Source organism: Polynucleobacter sp. TUM22923, assembly GCF_030295705.1.
Taxonomy (GTDB): domain Bacteria; phylum Pseudomonadota; class Gammaproteobacteria; order Burkholderiales; family Burkholderiaceae; genus Polynucleobacter.
This window is the reverse complement of the sequence record NZ_AP027274.1, coordinates 1,777,160-1,797,804: the sequence shown is the minus strand read 5'-3', so window position 1 is coordinate 1,797,804 and position 20,645 is coordinate 1,777,160. Positions and strand designations below refer to the sequence as shown.

At 44.3% G+C, this 20,645-nt stretch carries 26 protein-coding genes; 17 read left to right on the top strand and 9 right to left on the bottom strand.

Going from position 1 to position 20,645, the window contains the following annotated elements:
• Positions 1–25 precede the first annotated feature (25 nt).
• The 14 genes from QUD86_RS09195 to QUD86_RS09130 all read left to right on the top strand — a co-directional run bounded on the left by QUD86_RS09195 (position 26) and on the right by QUD86_RS09130 (position 12,805).
• Complete coding sequence (locus QUD86_RS09195; protein ID WP_286296892.1) at positions 26–880, top strand: hypothetical protein; 855 nt, start codon at positions 26–28, stop codon at positions 878–880.
• Positions 881–1,090: 210 nt separating this feature from the next.
• On the top strand, positions 1,091–2,413 hold the full coding sequence (locus QUD86_RS09190) for a lipase family protein (protein ID WP_286296891.1): 1,323 nt from the start codon (positions 1,091–1,093) through the stop codon (positions 2,411–2,413).
• 187 nt (positions 2,414–2,600) lie between these two features.
• Complete coding sequence (locus QUD86_RS09185) at positions 2,601–3,095, top strand: Dps family protein (protein ID WP_286296890.1); 495 nt, start codon at positions 2,601–2,603, stop codon at positions 3,093–3,095.
• Between the two features lie 296 nt (positions 3,096–3,391).
• Positions 3,392–4,396 carry a sulfurtransferase gene (locus QUD86_RS09180; RefSeq protein WP_286296888.1) on the top strand — a complete coding sequence of 335 codons (1,005 nt, stop codon included), beginning with the start codon at positions 3,392–3,394 and terminating at the stop codon, positions 4,394–4,396.
• Positions 4,397–4,465: 69 nt separating this feature from the next.
• On the top strand, positions 4,466–5,377 hold the full coding sequence (locus tag QUD86_RS09175) for a DMT family transporter (RefSeq protein ID WP_286296885.1): 912 nt from the start codon (positions 4,466–4,468) through the stop codon (positions 5,375–5,377).
• 55 nt (positions 5,378–5,432) lie between these two features.
• Complete coding sequence (locus tag QUD86_RS09170; RefSeq protein ID WP_286296882.1) at positions 5,433–6,536, top strand: patatin-like phospholipase family protein; 1,104 nt, start codon at positions 5,433–5,435, stop codon at positions 6,534–6,536.
• 162 nt (positions 6,537–6,698) lie between these two features.
• A complete protein-coding gene (locus tag QUD86_RS09165; protein WP_286296879.1) occupies positions 6,699–8,027 on the top strand; it encodes a cytochrome ubiquinol oxidase subunit I in 1,329 nt (442 codons plus the stop codon).
• Positions 8,024–9,037: a cytochrome d ubiquinol oxidase subunit II gene (locus tag QUD86_RS09160; protein ID WP_286296878.1), complete on the top strand. Its 1,014-nt coding sequence runs from the start codon at positions 8,024–8,026 to the stop codon at positions 9,035–9,037. The genes QUD86_RS09165 and QUD86_RS09160 overlap by 4 nt, the downstream gene beginning before the upstream one ends.
• A gap of 80 nt (positions 9,038–9,117) precedes the next feature.
• The gene (locus QUD86_RS09155) at positions 9,118–9,804 is read left to right on the top strand and encodes a haloacid dehalogenase type II (RefSeq protein WP_286296876.1); all 687 of its coding nucleotides are present in this window, start codon (positions 9,118–9,120) and stop codon (positions 9,802–9,804) included.
• Between the two features lie 55 nt (positions 9,805–9,859).
• Complete coding sequence (locus tag QUD86_RS09150; RefSeq protein WP_286296873.1) at positions 9,860–10,384, top strand: DUF1003 domain-containing protein; 525 nt, start codon at positions 9,860–9,862, stop codon at positions 10,382–10,384.
• 42 nt (positions 10,385–10,426) lie between these two features.
• Positions 10,427–10,984 (top strand): peroxiredoxin, encoded by a 558-nt coding sequence (locus QUD86_RS09145; RefSeq protein ID WP_286296870.1) that lies wholly within the window; start codon positions 10,427–10,429, stop codon positions 10,982–10,984.
• Between the two features lie 107 nt (positions 10,985–11,091).
• Entirely contained in the window at positions 11,092–11,613 is a 522-nt protein-coding gene (locus QUD86_RS09140) for a superoxide dismutase family protein (protein WP_286296868.1), read from the top strand.
• Positions 11,614–11,739: 126 nt separating this feature from the next.
• Complete coding sequence (locus QUD86_RS09135) at positions 11,740–12,492, top strand: transporter substrate-binding domain-containing protein (RefSeq protein WP_286296865.1); 753 nt, start codon at positions 11,740–11,742, stop codon at positions 12,490–12,492.
• 73 nt (positions 12,493–12,565) lie between these two features.
• Complete coding sequence (locus tag QUD86_RS09130; RefSeq protein ID WP_286296864.1) at positions 12,566–12,805, top strand: Hc1-related histone H1-like protein; 240 nt, start codon at positions 12,566–12,568, stop codon at positions 12,803–12,805.
• 44 nt (positions 12,806–12,849) lie between these two features.
• On the opposite strand, the gene QUD86_RS09125 is transcribed toward QUD86_RS09130, so the two are convergent.
• The 4 genes from QUD86_RS09125 to QUD86_RS09110 are packed head-to-tail and all read right to left on the bottom strand — an operon-like array spanning position 12,850 to position 14,717.
• Positions 12,850–13,494 (bottom strand): histidine phosphatase family protein, encoded by a 645-nt coding sequence (locus QUD86_RS09125; RefSeq protein WP_286296860.1) that lies wholly within the window; start codon positions 13,492–13,494, stop codon positions 12,850–12,852.
• Between the two features lie 27 nt (positions 13,495–13,521).
• The gene (locus QUD86_RS09120; protein ID WP_286296855.1) at positions 13,522–13,917 is read right to left on the bottom strand and encodes a GNAT family N-acetyltransferase; all 396 of its coding nucleotides are present in this window, start codon (positions 13,915–13,917) and stop codon (positions 13,522–13,524) included.
• Positions 13,914–14,423, bottom strand: coding sequence for an MOSC domain-containing protein (locus QUD86_RS09115; protein ID WP_286296853.1), 510 nt, complete (start codon positions 14,421–14,423; stop codon positions 13,914–13,916). Before QUD86_RS09115 ends, QUD86_RS09120 begins: the two co-directional genes overlap by 4 nt.
• Before the next feature lie 54 nt (positions 14,424–14,477).
• Positions 14,478–14,717: a hypothetical protein gene (locus QUD86_RS09110; protein ID WP_286296851.1), complete on the bottom strand. Its 240-nt coding sequence runs from the start codon at positions 14,715–14,717 to the stop codon at positions 14,478–14,480.
• A gap of 126 nt (positions 14,718–14,843) precedes the next feature.
• Between QUD86_RS09110 and QUD86_RS09105 the strand changes: the two genes are divergently transcribed.
• Both QUD86_RS09105 and QUD86_RS09100 read left to right on the top strand, forming a co-directional pair.
• Positions 14,844–15,071, top strand: coding sequence for a DUF2798 domain-containing protein (locus QUD86_RS09105; RefSeq protein WP_353506529.1), 228 nt, complete (start codon positions 14,844–14,846; stop codon positions 15,069–15,071).
• A gap of 11 nt (positions 15,072–15,082) precedes the next feature.
• Positions 15,083–15,331, top strand: a complete 249-nt coding sequence (locus tag QUD86_RS09100; RefSeq protein WP_286296849.1) for a hypothetical protein — start codon at positions 15,083–15,085, stop codon at positions 15,329–15,331.
• Positions 15,332–15,333: 2 nt separating this feature from the next.
• On the opposite strand, the gene QUD86_RS09095 is transcribed toward QUD86_RS09100, so the two are convergent.
• The 4 genes from QUD86_RS09095 to can are packed head-to-tail and all read right to left on the bottom strand — an operon-like array spanning position 15,334 to position 19,370.
• The gene (locus QUD86_RS09095; RefSeq protein WP_286298762.1) at positions 15,334–16,953 is read right to left on the bottom strand and encodes a peptide chain release factor 3; all 1,620 of its coding nucleotides are present in this window, start codon (positions 16,951–16,953) and stop codon (positions 15,334–15,336) included.
• A 59-nt stretch (positions 16,954–17,012) separates the two neighbouring features.
• Entirely contained in the window at positions 17,013–17,750 is a 738-nt protein-coding gene (locus tag QUD86_RS09090) for a pseudouridine synthase (RefSeq protein WP_100379889.1), read from the bottom strand.
• 58 nt (positions 17,751–17,808) lie between these two features.
• Complete coding sequence (locus QUD86_RS09085) at positions 17,809–18,696, bottom strand: LpxL/LpxP family acyltransferase (RefSeq protein ID WP_286296848.1); 888 nt, start codon at positions 18,694–18,696, stop codon at positions 17,809–17,811.
• A gap of 8 nt (positions 18,697–18,704) precedes the next feature.
• Positions 18,705–19,370, bottom strand: coding sequence for a carbonate dehydratase (can, locus tag QUD86_RS09080; RefSeq protein WP_286296846.1), 666 nt, complete (start codon positions 19,368–19,370; stop codon positions 18,705–18,707).
• Between the two features lie 22 nt (positions 19,371–19,392).
• Between can and QUD86_RS09075 the strand changes: the two genes are divergently transcribed.
• The gene (locus QUD86_RS09075) at positions 19,393–19,689 is read left to right on the top strand and encodes a DUF167 domain-containing protein (protein ID WP_100379887.1); all 297 of its coding nucleotides are present in this window, start codon (positions 19,393–19,395) and stop codon (positions 19,687–19,689) included.
• A 3-nt stretch (positions 19,690–19,692) separates the two neighbouring features.
• Here QUD86_RS09075 and QUD86_RS09070 read toward each other — a convergent pair whose 3' ends face one another.
• Positions 19,693–20,589, bottom strand: a complete 897-nt coding sequence (locus QUD86_RS09070) for an aspartyl/asparaginyl beta-hydroxylase domain-containing protein (RefSeq protein ID WP_286298756.1) — start codon at positions 20,587–20,589, stop codon at positions 19,693–19,695.
• Positions 20,590–20,645 lie beyond the last annotated feature (56 nt).

Here is a 20,645-nt window from a genome sequence, read left to right as displayed (position 1 = left end):
TAATTTATAAATTCATCACACGATCATGCTAAAACTATCTCACCAAATTATTTCAGTCACATTTCTGTTTGGCATTTTTATGGGCTCTGCACTTGCGCAGGGAATTAGCTCTTCCAAGCCAACTGTGGGCACTGAAAAATCGGTTAATACTGAAGATATCGCTAAGAAACTATCCAATCCTATTGCGAATATGATTTCTGTACCAATGCAATATGAATTTAGTCGTGGCGTTGGAAAAAATCAAGGTGGCTCAGAGCAAACGCTATTGTTCCAACCGGTAGCCCCGTTTAATTTAGGTGGTGGCGATATTTTTATTGTGCGCCCCATCATTGCTGGCGTAAGAGAAGTCAGTGTTCAGAATGGCGCTGGCCAATCCTTCTCGGGATATGGAGTTGCTAGTGTGACACTAGAGTCTTTCTATGCGCCTAATACAAACTCATCATGGATCTGGGGTATTGGTCCTTATGCGCAATCACCCTCTGGTAATAGCGGTAAGTTCGGTTCACAGCAAACCGGCGCCGGCGTTACTGCTGTAGTACTCAATCGTGATGGCCCTTGGACCTATGGCCTGCTGGGTTACCAGTCTTGGAGTGTCGGCGGTAATCCCAGTTATGGAACGCAAAACAATTTATATGGCCAGCCGTTTCTTGCGTACACCACAAAAACAGCATGGACCTATTCCGCCAATATGCAGGCCCAATATAACTACGACGCCCGTCGTACTTCAAATCCCTTATATGCGGGCGTTTCAAAGTTAATGGTGTTTGATGGCGTGCCTATTTCTTTTGGAGCCGGCCCCATTTACTATGTGAGTAATACGCCTGGCGGCCCATCAGGCTGGGGTGCTCGTGCTACAGCAACTTTAGTTATTCTGAAGTAGTGGCGGTCACAGTGCTGCACTGAATTATTTCCATCATTTAGCTAGATAGCCCACTTGTTGGGCTATTTTCTTTTGGCTGGGCGGAGCTTGCTAAGTAGCCGTACAGCAGTAATCTGCTTTACAGCGCCACTTAATTTAAACGAATGTGCCAAGAGCGCGATATCAATTAAACTTATTTAATAAATTACCGATCTATCGTAGGAGTAATAAATGTTTTGTAAATTCCAGTCCCTTTGGATTCTTATTGGATCTTTTATATTGGTATCACTATTTCCGGCCATTAGCCAAGCTGAGCCAGCAGTTCCTGCGTTTTATCAGGCAGTGATCCAAATGAAAGCGGATGGTAGGTTGGGCCAAGTTATTAAAAAAGTACCTGTAAAGACGCAGGTTCCAGGCGCGCAGGCATGGCGAATCGCCTATATATCCTCTGATGTTCAGGGCCGCAAAACCATCTCAACCGGCTTGGTAATGGCCCCGATTGGAAAAGCGCCGGTGGGGGGTAGACCTTTGCTAGTTTGGGCGCATGGCACAACTGGCACTGCGCAAAACTGCGGGCCATCTCAAATTGATAATCCTGCTCAATCACTTAATCAATATTTCTTAATCAATGGAAACTCTTGGACAGACTACGGCCTACCTAGTATTGAGCATTTCATTAAACAAGGCTATGTGGTTGTGGCAACAGACTATCAAGGTTTAGGCGGTGGCGGAAAGCATCAATATGCTGTTTCTGCAACCAATGCAAGAGATGCAATTAATTCAGCTAGAGCTGCAGCCACCATAAGTGAATTAGGGGCGGGATCTAAGGCGGTAATGTATGGCTGGTCACAAGGTGGCGGCTCCACCTTGGCTGCTGCAGGTTTAAATAAGTACATCACCCAAGCGGGCACGGCAAAAGATGGAATCGAGTTTTTAGGATTCGTTGCCTTAGCGCCACTTGATCTTGTGGCAGCAATTCCGCCGGGTAAATTAAATGATGAAAGTGCTCAGAAATTGCTAATGGGGTTAGAGGAAAGTTTCGGGGGGAATGTTTTTAATTTCGCTCACTTTGCTATGGCTATGTGGGGCAGCACTAATGCATTCTCTAATATTCAATTAAGCAACATCTTTACTGATGAGGGTGCTAAGGTGGTGGATGAGATTATGTCCAATAAGTGTATGCATACTCTTGCTGATACGTTGAACTATAACTTTGGAGCTAGCTTTAAGTCATTATTAAAACCCCAGGCAGAAAATGCTCAGGCTTGGGCTGAAGCATTTAAAGCAGGCGGCGTTTCTTCAGAAAAGCCAATTGCTCCAGTGATCATTTACTGGGGAGCGGCGGATACAGTATTGCCCCCATCAATGGGGCAAGCCTATAGACAAAAAATGTGCCAACAAGGTGGTAATGTCGCTAGAGTGCAGCTGCCAGGAAAGCAAACGCACTTTAGTACTCCAGCGGCATCAGCTACTTCATATATTGCCTGGATAGCCGATCGTTTTGCTGGTAAAGAGATGGTGAGCGGTTGTATTTCTGAGGTAGTGATGGAGTAGGGTCAAATCTCCTGCGGACTTGATGGGGTTGGCCTATCTACTAAAAGACTATTTCTGATGATGTGAAGCTCAACTAATTTATTACCGCAATCATCATTTGATTGTTATCATAAATTGAGCGATACAAACACGACAATTAACAAGCTTTTGTCGTTTGCTAAGTTTGGCAAAACATATGGAGCTAAAAATGACAAAAATAAAAAGTAAGAGCCTCAATATTGATATTGGTATATCTGAATCGAACAGAAAAAAAATAGCAGAGGGTCTTTCAGATCTGTTGGCTGATAGTTATACGCTGTATATGATGACTCACAACTTTCACTGGAATGTGAAGGGCCCACAATTTAATACCCTTCACAATATGTTTATGGCTCAATATACCGAGCAATGGGCTGCATTGGATTTAATTGCTGAGAGAATTCGGGCATTAGGCTATCCAGCGCCCGGGACCTATAGTGAGTTTATTAAGCGTGCGTCAATCAAGGAAATCAGTGGTGTTCCCAAGGCTGAAGAAATGATTGCTTATCTTGTAAAGGCACAAGAGGCTACTGCTAAAACAGCCCGCAAACTATTTAATGTTGTAGATTCAGCGAACGACCAACCTACGGCTGATGTACTTACCCAAAGAATAGACATACATGAGAAAACAGCATGGATGCTGCGTAGCTTATTAGAGGACTAGTTGCGCACTATTCTAGAGGCCCGAGATAGCCCACTTGTTGGGCTATTTTCTTTTGGGTTGCTATATTCGTTAGTAGCAAGCTGCGTAGGGCTTAGTGGAATCAGCGCATATGGGGTCAACAATGCTTGTAGTGTGAGAAATATTGGGATTAATACGACGCAGGCCTTGTTAGATCAAAATCTTATATGCTCATGAGAAAAGAGTTTATTTAGAGCCCTCATTAGGGCGTAATATGGACTTGACTAAAACCATTGCTTTTATTGGCCCCAACAAAAAGCTAACCGACGGAACTCTACATGCTGACCTTATTTAAGAAATACCTTCCATTGCTAGCTTTAGCACTTCTGTCAGTCAATGCATTGGCTCAGAAAAATGACGCCATCCTAAGTACAGAGCAAGTGCAGAAAGCGATTGAACGCGGCGCAATCTTGTGGGATGTTCGAGATGAAAAAAGTTATTTGCGTGGACATATTCCCGGGGCAATTAACTTTGGCGAAGTAGGTCAGACCTTAAGAGATCCCAATAAGGAAGACTACATACCTATTGAGCAAATTCAAAAATTATTTAATGCTGCCGGTTTGGATATCAATCGCGAGATAGTGGTGTACGGAGGGCGTGGCAATCCTTACGCCTATTTTGGTATGTACACCATCAATTATTTTGGCGGTAAACAGGCGGAGATTTACCACGATGGTATTGATGGTTGGAAATCTGCGGGCCTTCCTATGGCAATAGACCGTCAAACCTTGGCGCCTGTATCTGTTGCGTTAAAGGAGCAAGCTCAAATGAATGTAACTAATGCAGAAATGCAGAAATTAATTCAAGCGGGTCGTTTACAAGTTATTGATGCACGAACACCTGATGAGTATGCGGGTAAGGATGTCAGGGCTATTCGGGGTGGCCACATTCCCAATGCGATCAACATTCCCTTTGAGGAAAATTGGCAAGAGCCAGATACCGCAATAAAGCTTAGCAAAAAACAGGTGCCTGACAATGCTGGAATGGCCCTGAAAAGTACGGCAGATCTGAAAAAGCTGTATTCCAAATTAGATCCGGATAAAGAAACGGTGGTGTACTGCCAGAGCGGCGTTCGCGCTGCCGAGACTGCCGTTGTCCTCAAAAATTTGGGCTTCAAAAAAGTAAAGGTCTATGACTCATCATGGCTTGGATGGGGAAATAACCTCAATGCCCCTGTGGCTGAAGAGACCTTTCTTAATGTCGGCGCTTTAAATGCCAAAATTGCAGCTATGCAAGGTAAGATCACTCAGCTAGAGGAAGCTCTTAAGGCAAAAAATAATTGAGTCTTAAGCGACAATGTATTACTAAGCCCTCTGAAAACGAGGGCTTTTTATTAGCTGCCGTGTCGGCGAATGTCATCTCTTGAACAATACACAAAGGCGCTAGTGAATAACGAAAGCAAAGGAATGCTAATTGGGTTTATAGGCATTTTGATTTTTAGCTTAACTTTGCCAGTCAGTAAGATTGCTGTTTTAAGCTTCGATCCGTATTTTATTGCATTTGGAAGGGCGGCATTAGCGGGCCTAGTCGCGCTAGCTTATCTTACATACAAAGAGGAGGCTATCCCCAGCAGAGTTGATTTTGTCAAATTCATCGTGATTTCTTTGGGGGTTGTTTTTGGTTTCCCAATTTTTACTACTGTAGCGATGACGCAAGGCTCTTCCTCTCATGGTGCCGTAATCCTCGGCATGATGCCCCTAGCTACCACCGTTATTGGAGTCATTCGATTTAAGGAGCGACCCTCTTTAGGATTTTGGTTAGTGTCTTTATTGGGCGCTGCTATTGTGATGACGTATGCATTAATGAAGAATGCTGGAGGCTTTACTCACGTAGATATTCTATTGGTGCTTGGTGGCATATCCGCTTGTATAGGCTATGTAGAGGGTGGCGAGTTATCTAGAAAGATGAATCCAAGAGCGGTCATTTCATGGGCATTGGTCATTTCTCTGCCAATTAATCTAGTGATGACATATTACTTATTTGACGGGACATACATTAGCGCTGGAAGTACTGCATGGCTCAGTTTTGTGTACCTAAGCCTATTTCCGATGTTCTTAGGCTTCTTCTTTTGGTACGAGGGCTTAGCCATTGGAGGTATTGCGCGCGTGAGTCAAGTGCAGCTCATTCAACCCTTTTGCACCCTTCTTGCTGCTAGTGTTCTGTTGGGCGATTCTCTGACCTGGATGAATCTCTTGTTTGCAGTACTAGTAGTGTCTACCGTCATCTTGGGCAAAAAGATGTTGGTTAAACGAGGTCACCAATAAAGCCTTACTTATATGAGAAGATATCAATAAATTAGCCGTTAACCATGGAAGAAATATGACTCAATCTTCACGTCGCACCTTTTTAAAAAGCTCTGCTATTGGCGTTGCTGCTGTTGCTGGTTCACAAGCGATGGCCCAGTCTTCGGCCCCTTCACCAAGTGCGCTTGCTCAGGTAGGTGCTCTAGAGGCAAGCAAGCTTTTAGCCACCACTGCCAACTGGAATGATGGCTTAGCGCATCCGATTCCTTATAAGCCGATGCTAGGACTAGGAAAAGAGCGTGGGCTCGCCTTTGGTGGAGGCGGTATTGTTTTGATTTCTTGGTATGTGGGCTATTTCCATGCCTTAAAAACACAAGGCTTAGAAATGAACAACACTGATATTGTTGTTGGCACTTCGGCCGGCTCTCTTTTTGGCTCAATGTTGATGAATGGCAATGTGTGGCGCATCACTAAAGAGCTTGATCTCTTTAAAGATTTCCCTAAGATTCTCGCTAAACTAGTGCCAGAGACGCAATTTAATGAGAGTCAAATGCGGGCTAAAAAAATAGCAACCACCGTTAAAGATGCCAGCCTCGAATCTATTCAATCTCTTGGGCGTGCCTCAATGGCAGCGCGTAATAGTACGGGTGAAGGCCAGTATAAGAAAACAGTAGAGGATTTAATCGGTGTAACCACGTGGCCATCGAAGGATTTGTACATTACTGCAATGGATTGCTATACAGGAGAAAGATTAGTTGTTTCGCAATCGAGCAATATTTCTGCCTCGATTGCCTGTGCTGCAAGCTCATCTTTAGCTGGTGGTGCTGGCCCAACCTTTTTAAAGGACAGACTTTGCATGGACGGCGGCATGTGTCAAACCAGCACCCATACTGATGTCATTGCCGGAGTTAAAAAAGCGGTCGTATTTTCTCTTGGCGATGGTACACGGGAAGAAGTAAAGAGAAATTTAAAGACAACTAATTTTCCAGACACTTTGCTACAAGAGATTGCAAGCTTAAAAGCGCAGGGTACAAAAACAATGCATATCATTGCTGGATTGCCACCGGGCATGACAAAAATTGATAGTGTCATGGACCCAAATCTGATTGCTCCTTTTATGAAATATGGATTTGATCGAGGCATGGCAGAGGCCGCAAAGCTTAAAGAGTTTTGGGCTTAAGTGATTAGGTAGTAAGTCAACAGTCGCTTGAAGGCCCTCACACATGAGGGCTTTTTTAATTCTATTTTTAATCCTGAGGAGAATGATCGGCATTAAAAAAGACGGTCTTTTAGGTGAGTGAGGACTACACTGAGTGTTCATTAAATCGTTAGGCTGCTAAAAATGCTAGATACCCTCGTTCTCAGTCGCATTCAGTTTGCTAGCAATATCACTTTTCATATCTTATTTCCAACGATTACGATCGCTTTAGGGTGGTTTCTGTTCTATTTCAAGCTGAAATTTATTCGCACTAATAATGCAGTTTGGAACGATGCTTATAAATTTTGGGTGAAGGTCTTTGCCTTAACTTTTGCGCTGGGTGTGGTCAGCGGCATCACAATGAGCTTTCAGTTTGGAACAAATTGGCCTGGCTATATGAAAACTGTAGGCAATGTTGCTGGACCCTTGCTAGCGTATGAAGTGTTGACGGCATTTTTTCTAGAGGCTACTTTTCTAGGTGTAATGTTATTTGGAAGCAACCGCGTAAGCCAAAAGACACACTTAGTCGCTTCTTTTTTGGTCGCTTTTGGAACCAGCCTATCAGCCTTCTGGATCATCGTTTTAAATTCTTGGATGCAAACACCACAGGGTTACAGCATCATAAATGGGGTCGTGCACGCAGATAGTTGGATGGCAATTATCTTTAATCCATCGATGCCTTATCGATTAGCGCATATGATGACAGCCTCATTCTTAACAGCAGCATTTTTTGTTGCTGGAATATCGGCTTATCGATCTCTCAGAGGATCAAGTTCAGCAGCCAATACACTGACACTGAAGTTTGCCATAACCGTTGCAGCTGCTTTAATCCCAGCGCAGATTTTGTTAGGTGATATGCATGGACAAAATACTCTGGAATATCAGCCGGCAAAGTTAGCTGCAATGGAGGGTATTTGGGAGACATCCAAAAACGTTCCCGCAGTATTGTTTGCTATTCCAGATGCATCTACTAAATCGAATTTATATGAGCTCGCAATTCCGAATTTGGCTTCACTCTACTTAACGCACTCTTGGGATGGCGAAGTCAAGGGCTTAGATGCGTTTGGCAAGGATATCCCTCCTGTGCTGCCAATATTCTTTGCATTTCGAATCATGGTTGGTGTGGGGGTGTTGATGCTGCTTATTTCTTGGGTTAGTTATTGGCGGATAAGAAGTCGTCATGAGTTGCCAAAGTATCTCAAGATTGCATTGGTGGGAATGACCTTTTCAGGATGGGTTGCCGTAGTTTCGGGTTGGTATGTGACTGAGATCGGAAGACAGCCATTTTTAGTTAGTGGTATTTTGAGAACTGCGGATGCGGTGACTACCGTCTCTAACTCCATGGTGTTTAGCACGTTGTTTATGTATCTATTGCTTTACGTAGGCCTGCTCAGTGCTTATATCTGGATCGTTTTCTATATGGCCAGAAAAGCAGATTTACCAGAAGCAACATTAGGGAATACGACATCATGAATTTAGACTATTCACTCGCCAGCAATTGGCTGCCATTATTCTTTTTTGGCGCCATGGGGGTTTCATTTTTACTGTATGTCGTCTTGGACGGCTACGATCTTGGCGTTGGCATTCTGTTGCGCCGAGCGGGAGATGAGGATAAAGATGTCATGATTTCCTCTATCGGCCCTTTTTGGGACGCTAACGAAACCTGGCTTGTATTGGCGGTAGGCCTGCTTCTGGTGGCCTTTCCCTACGCTCATGGGGTAATTCTTACAGAGCTGTATTTGCCAGCCGCTCTAATGCTCATGGGACTAATCTTACGGGGTGTTTCTTTTGACTTCAGGGTTAAGGTCAATATTGAGCAAAAGCCTTTATGGAATTTTTTATTTTATTTTGGAAGTCTCGTAGCCTCTTTAATGCAGGGAATCATGATTGGCAGAGTGATTATTGGTTTTGAATCTGGCTGGCAGGGCTGGCTTTTCTCATTACTAGTAGCCTTGTTTTTACCGATTGGCTATTCATTACTGGGCGCCTGTTGGTTGATTATGAAAACAGAGGGTGAGCTACAGAAAAAAGCAGTTCAGTGGGCCAAGGGATCATTGTGGTTAAGTGCTTGCGGTATTGCATTAGTCTCCATTGCAACCCCTTGGTTTAGCCCAGAAATTTTTCACAAATGGTTTACTTTCCCTGCCTTCTACTGGCTAATGCCGATTCCAATTGCTACTGGCCTGCTATTTATTTTGATGCATAAGATTTTGTTTGATTTTGACCATGATCACTATCATGCCCAATGGATCCCATTTGTATCTACGGTAGGTATTTTTTGGTTGGCTTTATTAGGAATTGCCTACAGCCTATTTCCATACTTGGTCATGGATCAGGTGACGATCTGGGAGGCTGCCGCCTCAACAGATGCCTTATGGATGATTTTTTGGGGTGCTGTAGTGGTACTTCCGATGATCCTTGCCTACACGGCTTATTCTTACAAGATTTTCTGGGGAAAGACTGAGGAGCTCACTTATCATTAACGTGAACCTCTTGGCTTGAAAAATTACTAGTAAGTAGTACTTTGTTGTGAAAATATAAAATATATGTGCTGGAGACAGATTTGTACAAATTAATCGCCTTTGACGCTTACGGTACTTTATTCGACGTGTACTCTATGGGGCAGTTAGCTGAATCGCTCTTTCCTGGTCAGGGAGAATCTCTTGCCATTATGTGGCGGGATCGTCAGATTGAATACACCCGCCTTGTCACTATGAGTGATCCCAATCCAGCGGGTAGTCAGTATTACTTGCCCTTCTGGGAGTTGACGATTCGTTCATTACGTTATGTATGTAAGCGGATGAAGCTAGACTTAAATACAGCCACTGAGAATCGTTTAATGGATCAGTACGCTAAGCTTACTGCGTTTGAAGATAGCTTTTCAGTATTAAAGCAGCTCAAAGGGCTGGGAATGGCGACAGCTATTCTTTCTAACGGTAGCCGTGAGATGCTAGAGACCGTTGTTCAAAGCAATCATCTAAAGCCTTATCTAGATCAAGTGGTTACTGTTGAGGAAGTAAAGCTATTTAAGACTGCGCCACAAAGTTACCAGCTTTTATTGGATGCTTTTTCTGTTAACAAAGATGAAATACTATTTGTATCTAGTAATGCTTGGGATGCTGTAGGCGCTTCTTGGTTTGGCTTGGATGTTTTTTGGGTTAATCGCCAAGGCTTGCCTTTTGAGGAGATCGGCAATCAGCCTAATTTTGAGGGCAACTCTTTATCAAAAGTGCTGGAGATTTTTAAGTAAGCTGACAGCGTGAAGTAATAAAGGTTAAATTGACTGCATCAAATATATCCAGGAGATGGGCAGCGTGTTGACTCCAACAAAAGAAGAGCTTCTTATTCTTGAGTCTCTCAGAGAGCATCGGCGTAAGCATCGTCAGCGTATTAGTCGTGTCGGGACTTCACATCTTCAGGAAGTGCTTGCGCCGCTAACAGTTGGTCAGAGGATTTCAGATGCAGTAGCTCGTACAGTAGGATCTTGGCGTTTTATCATCATTCAAAGCCTTTGTATTTGCGCTTGGATCTTCTATAACGCGATGTTCAGCCCAAACCCCTGGGATCCATATCCATTTATCTTATTAAATTTAATGTTGTCATTTCAGGCTGCCTATACTGCGCCCGTTATTATGATGAGTCAAAATCGTTTATCAGAGGTCGATCGACAGCAAGCAGGGAATGACTTTGAGGTCAACATCAAGGCAGAGTTAGAAATAGAATTACTGCATCAAAAAATTGATGTGCTGAAAGAAAAAGAACTATTAGCTTTAACAAAGGCAGTTGAAGATTTAGGCGCGAAGATCGAAGCTATTCGAATTTCAGGCTAAGCGGGCATCAAGGAACACAAGAACTATTACATGGAACTACCTATGATCGATTTATCCAAAACCCCAGACGATTTACCAATTCCTCAAGATGATGGCGCCGCCAAACATCTGATTGGTATGCTTTTGCCGAAGATTTCATTGGCAAGTAGCAATGGAAAATCGATTGACCTTGCTTCATACCCCGAGTTCTTGGTGATCTACTGCTATCCAATGACTGGGCAGCCGAATGTAGCCCTGCCAGATGGCTGGGATCAGATCCCTGGTGCTCGTGGCTGCACTCCTCAGAGTTGCTCATTCAGAGATCACTATCAAGAGTTAAAAGCGTTAAATGCGGACGTACTTGGTCTTAGCGTTCAAACTACCGAGTATCAGAAGGAGATGGCTGAAAGACTGCACCTGCCATTTCCGGTGGTAAGCGATGTAGATTTTCAGTTGCAGAAGGCCTTAAATTTGCCTACTTTTATTGCTGCTGGAATGACTTTGCTGAAACGCCTAACAATCATTGCTCGGGCTGGAAAAATTGTTGCGGTGCATCACCCTATCTTCCCTAGCGATAGTGATCCTGCTTGGGTGATAGCTTATCTCCAAGAACATCAGTAATTACCCTGTCAAGATTTCTAAAGCAATAGTGATTCTCAGGTTTGATGTTACGAAGTGTGTCAGAATTGTGGTTAAACAACGATAAATATTCTAGGAGAGCAACAAACATGAAGCCAATTTCTTTAGTGCTTGGAGTGACAACAGTATTGCTACTAAGTGCATGCCAATCTATGGAGCATGGTACGGGGCAAAAAGCATCATCGATATTAGATTCGCGCTCTGGATCCAATACAAAAGGGACTGTAAATTTTGTTTGGCAAGGTCATGACGTATTGGTTACCGGCAATTTTTCTGGACTTAAACCAAATGCCGAGCAAGGATTTCATGTTCATGAAAAAGGCGATTGTTCAGCCCCCGATGCTACTAGTGCGGGCGGCCATTTCAACCCAGATGCCACATCCCATGGCATGCCAAATGCGGCCGCAAGTCATGCAGGAGATATGCCTAATATAAAGTCTGATGCTAACGGAAATGCAGTGTATTCAGCGAAGTTGAGTGGATTTGCTGTGAGCACTGGATCAAACGGAATATTGGGAAGATCTGTTGTGATTCATCGCGACCCAGATGACTACAAGTCTCAACCAGCTGGCAACTCTGGACCTAGAATTGCTTGCGGTTTGATTAAGTAACTTGCGCTGGGATGAGTTGTTGCTGTTTGAATAAGCCCTCAGTTGAGGGCTTATTTATTTAGATAGCCCATCCCATCGTAAATAATGCTTGTGAAGATCATAAAATATTGACATTATTTGGCAACTATGAAAAACATTCGTCTACTGGTCCTGAGCTTGTTCGCAACATTCATCTTAGGGGCATGTTCTGACGAGGGTCCTGCTGCAACGATTAAGGTTGCTGTTTCTCCAACCATTCCGCCAATGTTGTTTGAGAGGGATGGAAAATATACTGGCGTAGACCTAGAGATATTTGAGGGCTACTGCAAGTCACGTGGCTGCAGCTTTAAAATGACTGCCTACGATTGGTTAGGTATGTTGGGGGCCGTTTCGAGCGGGCAAGCAGATGTAGCTTTCTCGGGTATATCCATTACTGATAAGCGTAAAGAAGTGATGGATTTCTCCAGTCCTTATTTCACTAGCACTTGGCAATTGATCGGACTGAAAAAGCGCAACATTAAGATTAATGATTTGTCCGAATTGAAAAAATACAGCATTGCTTATCCAACAGGCAGTGTTTTTGATGACTATGTCAAAATGGTATTACAGCCAAAGGGCTATTATTCAGCTGATCAAGTCAAGCTTTATCCCTCGCCTACAGAGGCATTATTAGCATTGCAAAACGGGTCTGTAGATTTAGTGTTTGTAGATAGTGTTATGTTAGTGAGCTATCAAAAGTCCCTAAATTTGCCGGTGAGCAGTAGTTATCAGGTGAATGGATTCGATAATCTGGGCTTTGTTTTTAAAAAAGGATCTGCGTTACGGGATGACTTCAATTTATATTTAGCAGAACTTGGCCCTGAAAAATTAAAGGGCATTATTGATCGTTGGACGAAATAATCGCCTTTTGAGCCTTGAATATGGGTTAAAGTACTTATTACGCAAATTACTTTAATAATAAATAAGGATACATATGTCTCATCATGACAACTTAATAGCTGCTTTCGAAACATATCAAGCAGAGAATGAGAAGTTTCACGGTAAGGGCGTTAAAGCTTCAGCTGCTAGGGCACGTAAAGCCCTTCAAGAGATCGCTGGTTCTTGCAAGGAGCGTCGTAAAGAAATTACCGCTGAAAAAGAATCTCTCGAAGGCAAGCCAAAAGGCGAAGGCATGTCTCAAGATGCGGCACGTCATGCCCATATTCGAAAGTAGTCTTAGTACTTTTGAAGAAAGCCGCCTATTAGGCGGCTTTTTTGTTATAGATCTACGTTTTCGAGAGCGGGGCCCTCTAAATGACTTGTGTCGCCCCAGCGCTCTACGGTCCAGCCAAAGGTATTGTGGGTAATCCAGCTCAGCGAGGCATTGGGTACCGACACTTCCCTGGCTGAGCTTAAGGACTGCTTGCTAGCAATGCGATACATCATATCCATGGTTCCGCCATGACTCACTATCAAAATCGTTTGTCCAGAATGTTTCTGCTCAATTTTCTCTAAGAAACCTTTAACGCGAAATGCTAATTGGGAAATACTTTCCCCACCCTCGAGTTCATGATCTTGTTCACGAGCAAGGTGGGCTTGCCAAACATGAGGCTGCTTTGAGGGGGCCTCATCAATAGTGATGCCCTGAAGCACTCCAAAGTGGCGTTCACGTAAATCATGATCAGCATACATTGGCACGTCATAAACAGTTGCTATTGCGGCGGCTGTATCAGAAGCTCTTTTGAGATCGCTGGTGTACAGCACATCGAATGTCAAGTGGACTTTTTTAAGAGAGAGGGCAAGTTGTTGCGCTTGTAGTTGACCTCTAGCATTTAGGGGGATGTCAGTATGCCCCTGAAGCCGTCTCTCGGTATTCCAGAGTGTTTCGCCGTGGCGGATAAGACAAATGCGCGTTGTAGTCATGCCTTAATAATATAAGAATTACTTGCTTTATTTTTTGAGTACCCAGGCACGCGAGTGATGCTCAAACCCAATGTGCTCGTAATAAGTGTTTGCCTTGGGTGCGGCCAGTAAGACGATCATGCATTCAGGACCCAGCCGCATTTTCGTTTCTTCAATCAGTCGCTTTCCTATCCCTTGTCGTTGATATGCCTCATCTACAGCAAGATCAGCCAAATAGGCGACATAAGAAAAGTCTGTGAGACTGCGGCTAATGCCGATTAGCTTTTCCGAATCCCAGGCGGTAATTAATAAATTCGCATTCAGAAGCATATCGTTAAAGCTTGCAACATTGTCTACTGGGCGTCGTTCACCTAGAGTGGATCGCTTATACAGATCAATGGCCTGTTCAGCGCTGATAACGGCGCTATCGGAATAAATAATCAAAGCGATTTTGGCCTAACAACACTAAGCGTATTTCCGCAAGAAAGCACTCCAGATTCAAATGCCTCCGCCCTCAATCCGCCTCTATTTTCAAAGGCGTCAAGAAAATGCATTCTTCCTAATAGCTTGGCCGGTCTTTCGCAGGGCGCACACAATTCAATCCCTTTAAATTTAAGGCCGCCTAGGTAAAAAACGACCCCAACTAAATCATTCAGATCTTGAGCGGAGATATTTTGCATCACAATATTTCGACGTGTCTCGGCCTCTAAAAAAGGCTTGGATATTAAGTTCCTGAGTGCTTGGTTTGCATCATCAATGCCTGAAGTTGCAATGAGGCTAATATGGCGAATTTTTGTAGGGGTCGAGCCCGAAAATGCACCCTGGCTAGTGGCATAGCGGTCACCCTTGATTCCCTGCCCGGCAATAATTTCTGCACAGGGCATTTGCAGCATTGCTTTGCCTGCAAAAGGTGCAATATAAATCGAGTGAATGTGGGGTAATAGCTTCATATCTAAAGCATATTACCCAAGAAAAAACCCCGATGTACTTTCGGGGTTGATCTATTACGCTGCTGGTGCTGACTCTGGTGCTGACTCTGGTGCTGCTGGGGCTGGAGCGGGGGCAACAGCCATCGGCCCTCTTTTGTTCAGAGCGCGTTGAATTTTGCCCTTTTCTTTTGGCTTAGTGCTGGAGTCAAGCAATTTTGTTAATTGCGCAGCATTGAGCGGGCCTAATCTGGCTTTACCAGTTTTAGTAAGCATGGAATCGTTTTTTCTATTTCTTTGATTTTGGCCGGCAGCCATATAGTTTTCCTAGGGAGTTGAAATGATGGATTTCTGATTCTACTCAAAAACCCCCCTGACTAGGGCGCGGGATAGTGATCACGATTCAGAATACCAGCTAAGCGCTTCAAGCGCTATGATTACCGGATGCCTAATATTCCGAATCTTATTTTTGCGCTCATTATGGGTGCGTTAATGTCTTTTACTATTACATTAGTCACTACATTCGTACGGGTAGGTTCAGCGCAGAATTTTCTCTGGGTTTGGCTTGAGGTGTGGGCCTTTGCCTATCCGGTTGCCATAGTAGGAATATTGGCTTTTCGGTCTTTTGCTAGCAAACTCACTGCCAGAATTGTAGAAAAGTTAACGCACTAGAAAGATTGAGGATGAAACGTTTAATAATTCCGTTGTTGGTTTTAATATTTGGCTTAAGTGCTTGTGCGGCAGTTTATACGGATGCATCAGATTCAGATCACGTCACTTTTCTAAATAGTGATGGCGCTTCTATTGAAGTATTAACACAGCAAGCAAATGCTTATTGCGCTCAATATGGCAAGCTCGCTAGCTTTAGAAAAAATGACACTGCCTTGCTAGCAGTATTTGATTGCCGTTTTGCTACTCAGGCGCCGCGTTAAATTTAGCCAGATAGGTCGGATTGATAGATCAGGCCAGCATGCTCTCTTAAGGCATGGAACTGAATAGATTCCCAACGCTGTTGGGCTACATCAAGCTCGGATTTGTGTGAGGCTAAAAAAACAGAGGCCCCTACAACGTCTTCTGCAATGCGATGGATGTTCTCTTGAATAAACTTCTTCAATGCAACAGGATCATCAGAGCTAACCCAGCGTGCAAGGTTGTATCGTGCTGGTAGTAAGCGTACCTCAGCCCCGTATTCGCTTTGTAGGCGGTGGCTAACAACCTCAAATTGCAGTTGTCCAAATGCACCCAGCAGCATTGTTCCGCCCATCATGGGGCGAAACACTTGAATGGCACCTTCTTCGCCTAGCTGCATGAGTCCTGTACAAAGTTGCTTAGAGCGCAAGGGATCGGCTGATTCAACCATGCGAAATATTTCAGGGGCAAAAAATGGTAAGCCGGTAAATTGCAGTTGCTCACCTTCAGTCAGCGTATCACCCAGCCTAAGCAGTCCATGGTTAGGCAGTCCAATGATGTCACCCGGAAAGGCCTCATCCAAAATATCGCGACGTTGGGATAAAAATGATAGGGCGTTATTCGTGCGCACTTCTTTACCATTGCGACAAATCTTGAGCTTCATGCTGCGTTTGAAATGCCCAGAGCAGATGCGTAAAAACGCAACGCGGTCGCGATGCGCAGGATCCATATTGGCCTGAATTTTAAAGACCACCGCCGTGAATTTATTTTCAGCAGGGCTTACTTCTCTTTGCAGCGCTTTTCGGGATCCTGGTGAGGGTGCTAGCTCAACCAAAGTATTTAGGATTTCTCTCACGCCAAAGTTATTGATGGCAGAACCAAAAAATACTGGTGACTGACGGCCTGCCAAAAATGCTTCACGGTTAAACGCGGGCATGGCATTCTTAATGAGCTCTACTTCGGCAAGTGCATTTTCTAGATCAGTGCCTAAGCGCTCTTTAAGGGCGGGATCATTGACGTCAATAATGACGTGCGAATCTTCAGTTACGCGATCTTCACCAGACTTAAACATGCGCATTTGCATTTTGGCAATATCGATTACGCCAGCAAAAGATCTTCCCATGCCTACCGGCCAAGTAAAGGGCATTACTTCAATGCCAAGCGCCGTTTCAATTTCATCCATGAGCTCCATGGGCGGCTTGACTTCGCGATCCATCTTGTTGATAAAAGTCACGATAGGTGTATTTCTGGCGCGACAAACCTCCAGCAAGCGCAAGGTCTGTGACTCAACACCATTGGCAGCATCAATGACCATCAGTGCGGAATCGACGGCAGTCAATACGCGATAGGTATCCTCTGAAAAATCTTGGTGTCCGGGGGTATCGAGCAAATTAATAATGCAGTCTCGATACTCCATTTGCATGACTGAACTAGCAACAGAAATGCCTCGCTGCTTTTCTATCTCCATCCAGTCCGAGGTGGCATGTCGACTGGCTTTACGTGCCTTTACACTACCCGCAATTTGGATGGCGCCTGCGTATAGCAATAATTTTTCTGTGAGAGTAGTCTTTCCAGCATCTGGATGGGAGATGATGGCAAAGCTGCGACGCCTAAGGACTTCTGCGCCTGGAGTGCTGGTGGAGATGGTATCGATGGTAATTCTGCGCTTATTCTAGTAGACAGAATTATAAGCGGGCATCATGTTTAAAACTGCTCATCGGGCCTGACAAAGCGCCATTTTCCAGGGGGGAGGGGTCCTAAGGAAAGGCGCCCCATGCGAACCCGTTTTAAGCCAAGTACTTTTAGGCCCACCATTTCGCACATGCGACGAATCTGGCGCTTACGACCTTCCCGCAATACAAAACGGAGTTGATCCTCATTCTGCCAGCTCACCTGGGCAGGTTTAAGGGTGACCCCATCCAACTCAAGGCCATGTTTGAGGCGGTCTAAATCATCAAAAGAGAGCGCACCCTCTACTCGTACTAAGTATTCTTTTTCAATCGGGCTATTTTCCCCAATCAGGAGCTTGGCAATACGACCGTCTTGTGTCAACACTAGCATTCCAGTGGAATCAATGTCTAGACGACCGGCAGGTGCAAGGCCTCGTGTGTTGAAGCGAGGGCTGCGGCCCCTATCCAAGGGGCTAGGAAAGTAGTTTTCAGGGGTAATGAGGGATGCAGCAGGCTGATACTCCTGCTCATCATCAAAGTGCGAGATAAAGCCCACGGGTTTATTAAGAATCACCGTAATCCGAGATGCTTGCTGTACCTTTGCACCAGATTGCAGCTCAATCTTTTGATTACGAAAGGCGCGCGAACCCAATTCACTGACAACTTCGCCGTCAACAGTCACTAAACCCTGTTCAATATAGGAATCTGCCTCGCGACGCGAGCAAAGACCTAATTCTGATAAAAGCTTTGATACGCGAACTTTTTCTTCCATCTTTGCATTATCAATCAAGTGCCTTATTTAGGTCCACTTGATTGATGACAGGGCAAAATTAATACGGGCTTGCCTCATTCGATGGGCGGTTTTTAAACCGCTTATGGACCCAATAGTATTCAGCTGGTCTTAAACGAATTTCCGCCTCGAAGATTTGATTCAGTCTTGCGGTGTCGACCACAGGATCATCGCTAGGGAAGTTCTCGAGAGGTCTGCTGATATTGCAAATATAACCAAGCCCATTTGGTTTCAGGGTGGTGATCATCATGCAGACTTGAGCACCAGTTATTTTGGCCAATCTAGAAACAGCAGTGATTGTATTGGTCTGAATATTAAAAAAGGGTACGAAAGTAGAATCCTTTAGACCTAAATCGATATCTGGGGCAATGATAATGAAGCTACCTTTGCGGATCTCTCGTATGAGTGCGATAGTGTTACCTTGGCGATCAATGGAGTTTCCGCCAAAACGATTACGCCATGCAATAATTTTTTTGTTAAAGAAAGGATTTTTCATTCTTTGAAAAAATCCTGAGGTACGAGGCCACCCTTTTTCCTGCGCAAGTGCGCTCAAAATAATGCTGCCTTCAATCCCAACAAAATGCATATTTACTAGAATACGAGGCTGTCTATCACTAAGATCAACCTCTGATTGGACCTCAATCATTTGAGCGAGCTGTTTTTTAGTGCCAAGCCAAATAATACTTTTTTCGACCAAGCTTCTTCCCAACAATCGCCAATGTAGCTTACGCAGCCCATTTATTTTTTGAGCATTTAATTCCGGAAAACATAGCGTGAGATTTGTTTGTACAACTCGATTACGCTCACTTGGTATTAGTGTCATCAGAGAGCCCAAGCCATAGCCAAAGCGGACTAAAGCCTTATAGGGCAGCGCTACCAGGATTCTCAGTACAGCAATACTCAGGTAATTAGCTAATTTTTTAAACAAGATCAATTTTATGTGGCTTGATAGCGCGTTAACGATGTGGCGTAGCGAGTGTTCATTTCATCGGGAGAACTAATCGACATTCCCAAATCGTTTACCAGACCAGTTTCAAGTCGATAGGCCCAGCCATGTACGGTGAGCTCTTGACCTCTAGCCCAGGCATCTTGAACGATAGTAGTTTCGCAAACATTCACCACTTGCTCGATAACATTGAGCTCGCACAAACGATCTTGGCGTTTAGGGGTAGGTATTGCCTCACCAAGATAGCGTGCATGTTTTTGATGAACATCCTTCACGTGCCTTAACCAATTGTCCGCCAATCCAATGCGCTTATCAGCAAGTGCCGCGTGGACACCAGAGCAGCCATAGTGACCCACAACTAAAATATGCTTTACCTTAAGTAGGTCGATTGCAAACTGAATAACCGATAAACAGTTGAGATCTGTATGCACAACAACGTTAGCTACGTTGCGATGAACAAACAGCTCTCCTGGCTCTAAATTGACAATCTCATTGGCGGGAACGCGGCTGTCTGAGCAACCAATCCATAAATACTCCGGAGCTTGCTGTGCTACCAAGCGTTTGAAAAAATCGGGATCTTGTGCAACCATGCTGCTTGCCCATTCGCGATTATTGTCAAATAGGTGGTCTAAAGCGGCAGAGTTCTTCATAATCATCTTTTAAGTTTAAAGTACTTTGATGAACCCTATTTGGTTAAAACAAACGCCCGGCGGAATTGTGCTCAATTTGCATTGCCAGCCAGGAGCAAAACTGACTAAGGTCGTTGGTTTGCATGATGGCTGCTTAAAAATATCCCTACAAGCGCCGGCTTCAGAAAATCAAGCTAATGAAATGCTATTGGCCTGGCTTTCAAAGCAACTCAGAATTCCTCAAAAGCAAATTCAGTTTTTGTCTGGCCAAAATAGTCGTCAGAAGCGGCTGGAAATCTGGGGCTCAATCACCCCAGAGCAGATTATTCAAATCCTAGGGCCTTAGGACTTACCAAAAGATTGCCCATAAGATTCCTAAAATAAGCACCCATTTTCCAAGGTAATAAACGCTACGGTGCTTGGCTTTTAGTTTTTTTGCCTGCGCTCTCAAATGGTAAAAATACTTAAAGAGCACGTTTACAAGCCCAACCTTCTCGCCCTCTACATTCTGAGAAGCTGCAGCACTCATTACATAGCGCCCAAACCAGCGGTTAAAAAGCTGCATCGGCTTTGTATAGACGGGACGCTCTATGTCGCAAAACAGCACAATGCGCTGATGATCCGTTTCGTTTGCCGCAAAATGAATGTAGGTTTCATCAAACATGACGGCCTCGCCATCCTTCCAGTAGTAGCGCTCTCCATCCACATCAATAAAGCATTTAGGATCATTGGGGGTTACTAGGCCGATGTGATAACGCAAAGAGCCTACATAAGGGTCTCTATGGCGTACTAAGGTTGCCCCTGGCGGCAAAGAGGCAAACATGGCTGCCTTAACTGAGGGAATGGCTTTCAGAAGCGCCACGGTTTTTGGGCAGCTTGCTTGAGCTGAGGGCATTTCTTTGCCATACCAATAGAGATGAAAACGCTTCCATCCCGTTCTAAAGAAAGAGTTAAATCCAATATCGTTGTACCCGGTAGCCACCGCAATAGCGCCATCGGCATTCAGGGCAAGAGCTTCATCTCGAATGATTTCCCAATTATCTTGAATCAGCTGCATTTCTGGAAAATCTTTGGTTGGAATATAGGCGCCCGCCTTGGTTTTAGAAAATAGATAAAGCAAGCAATTGATGGGGGCTAGCAGCACCTGATAATCCATCAGGGATCGAACTATACCGAACCGCACTTTGCCTCTGTAATAGACATAAATAGCGGAGAGTATGAAGATAAAAAAAATCAGGTGACGTATTTGCATAAAATTTACCAATGGGTACTAATGCCCATATTTTATTTGAATGCTCAGGC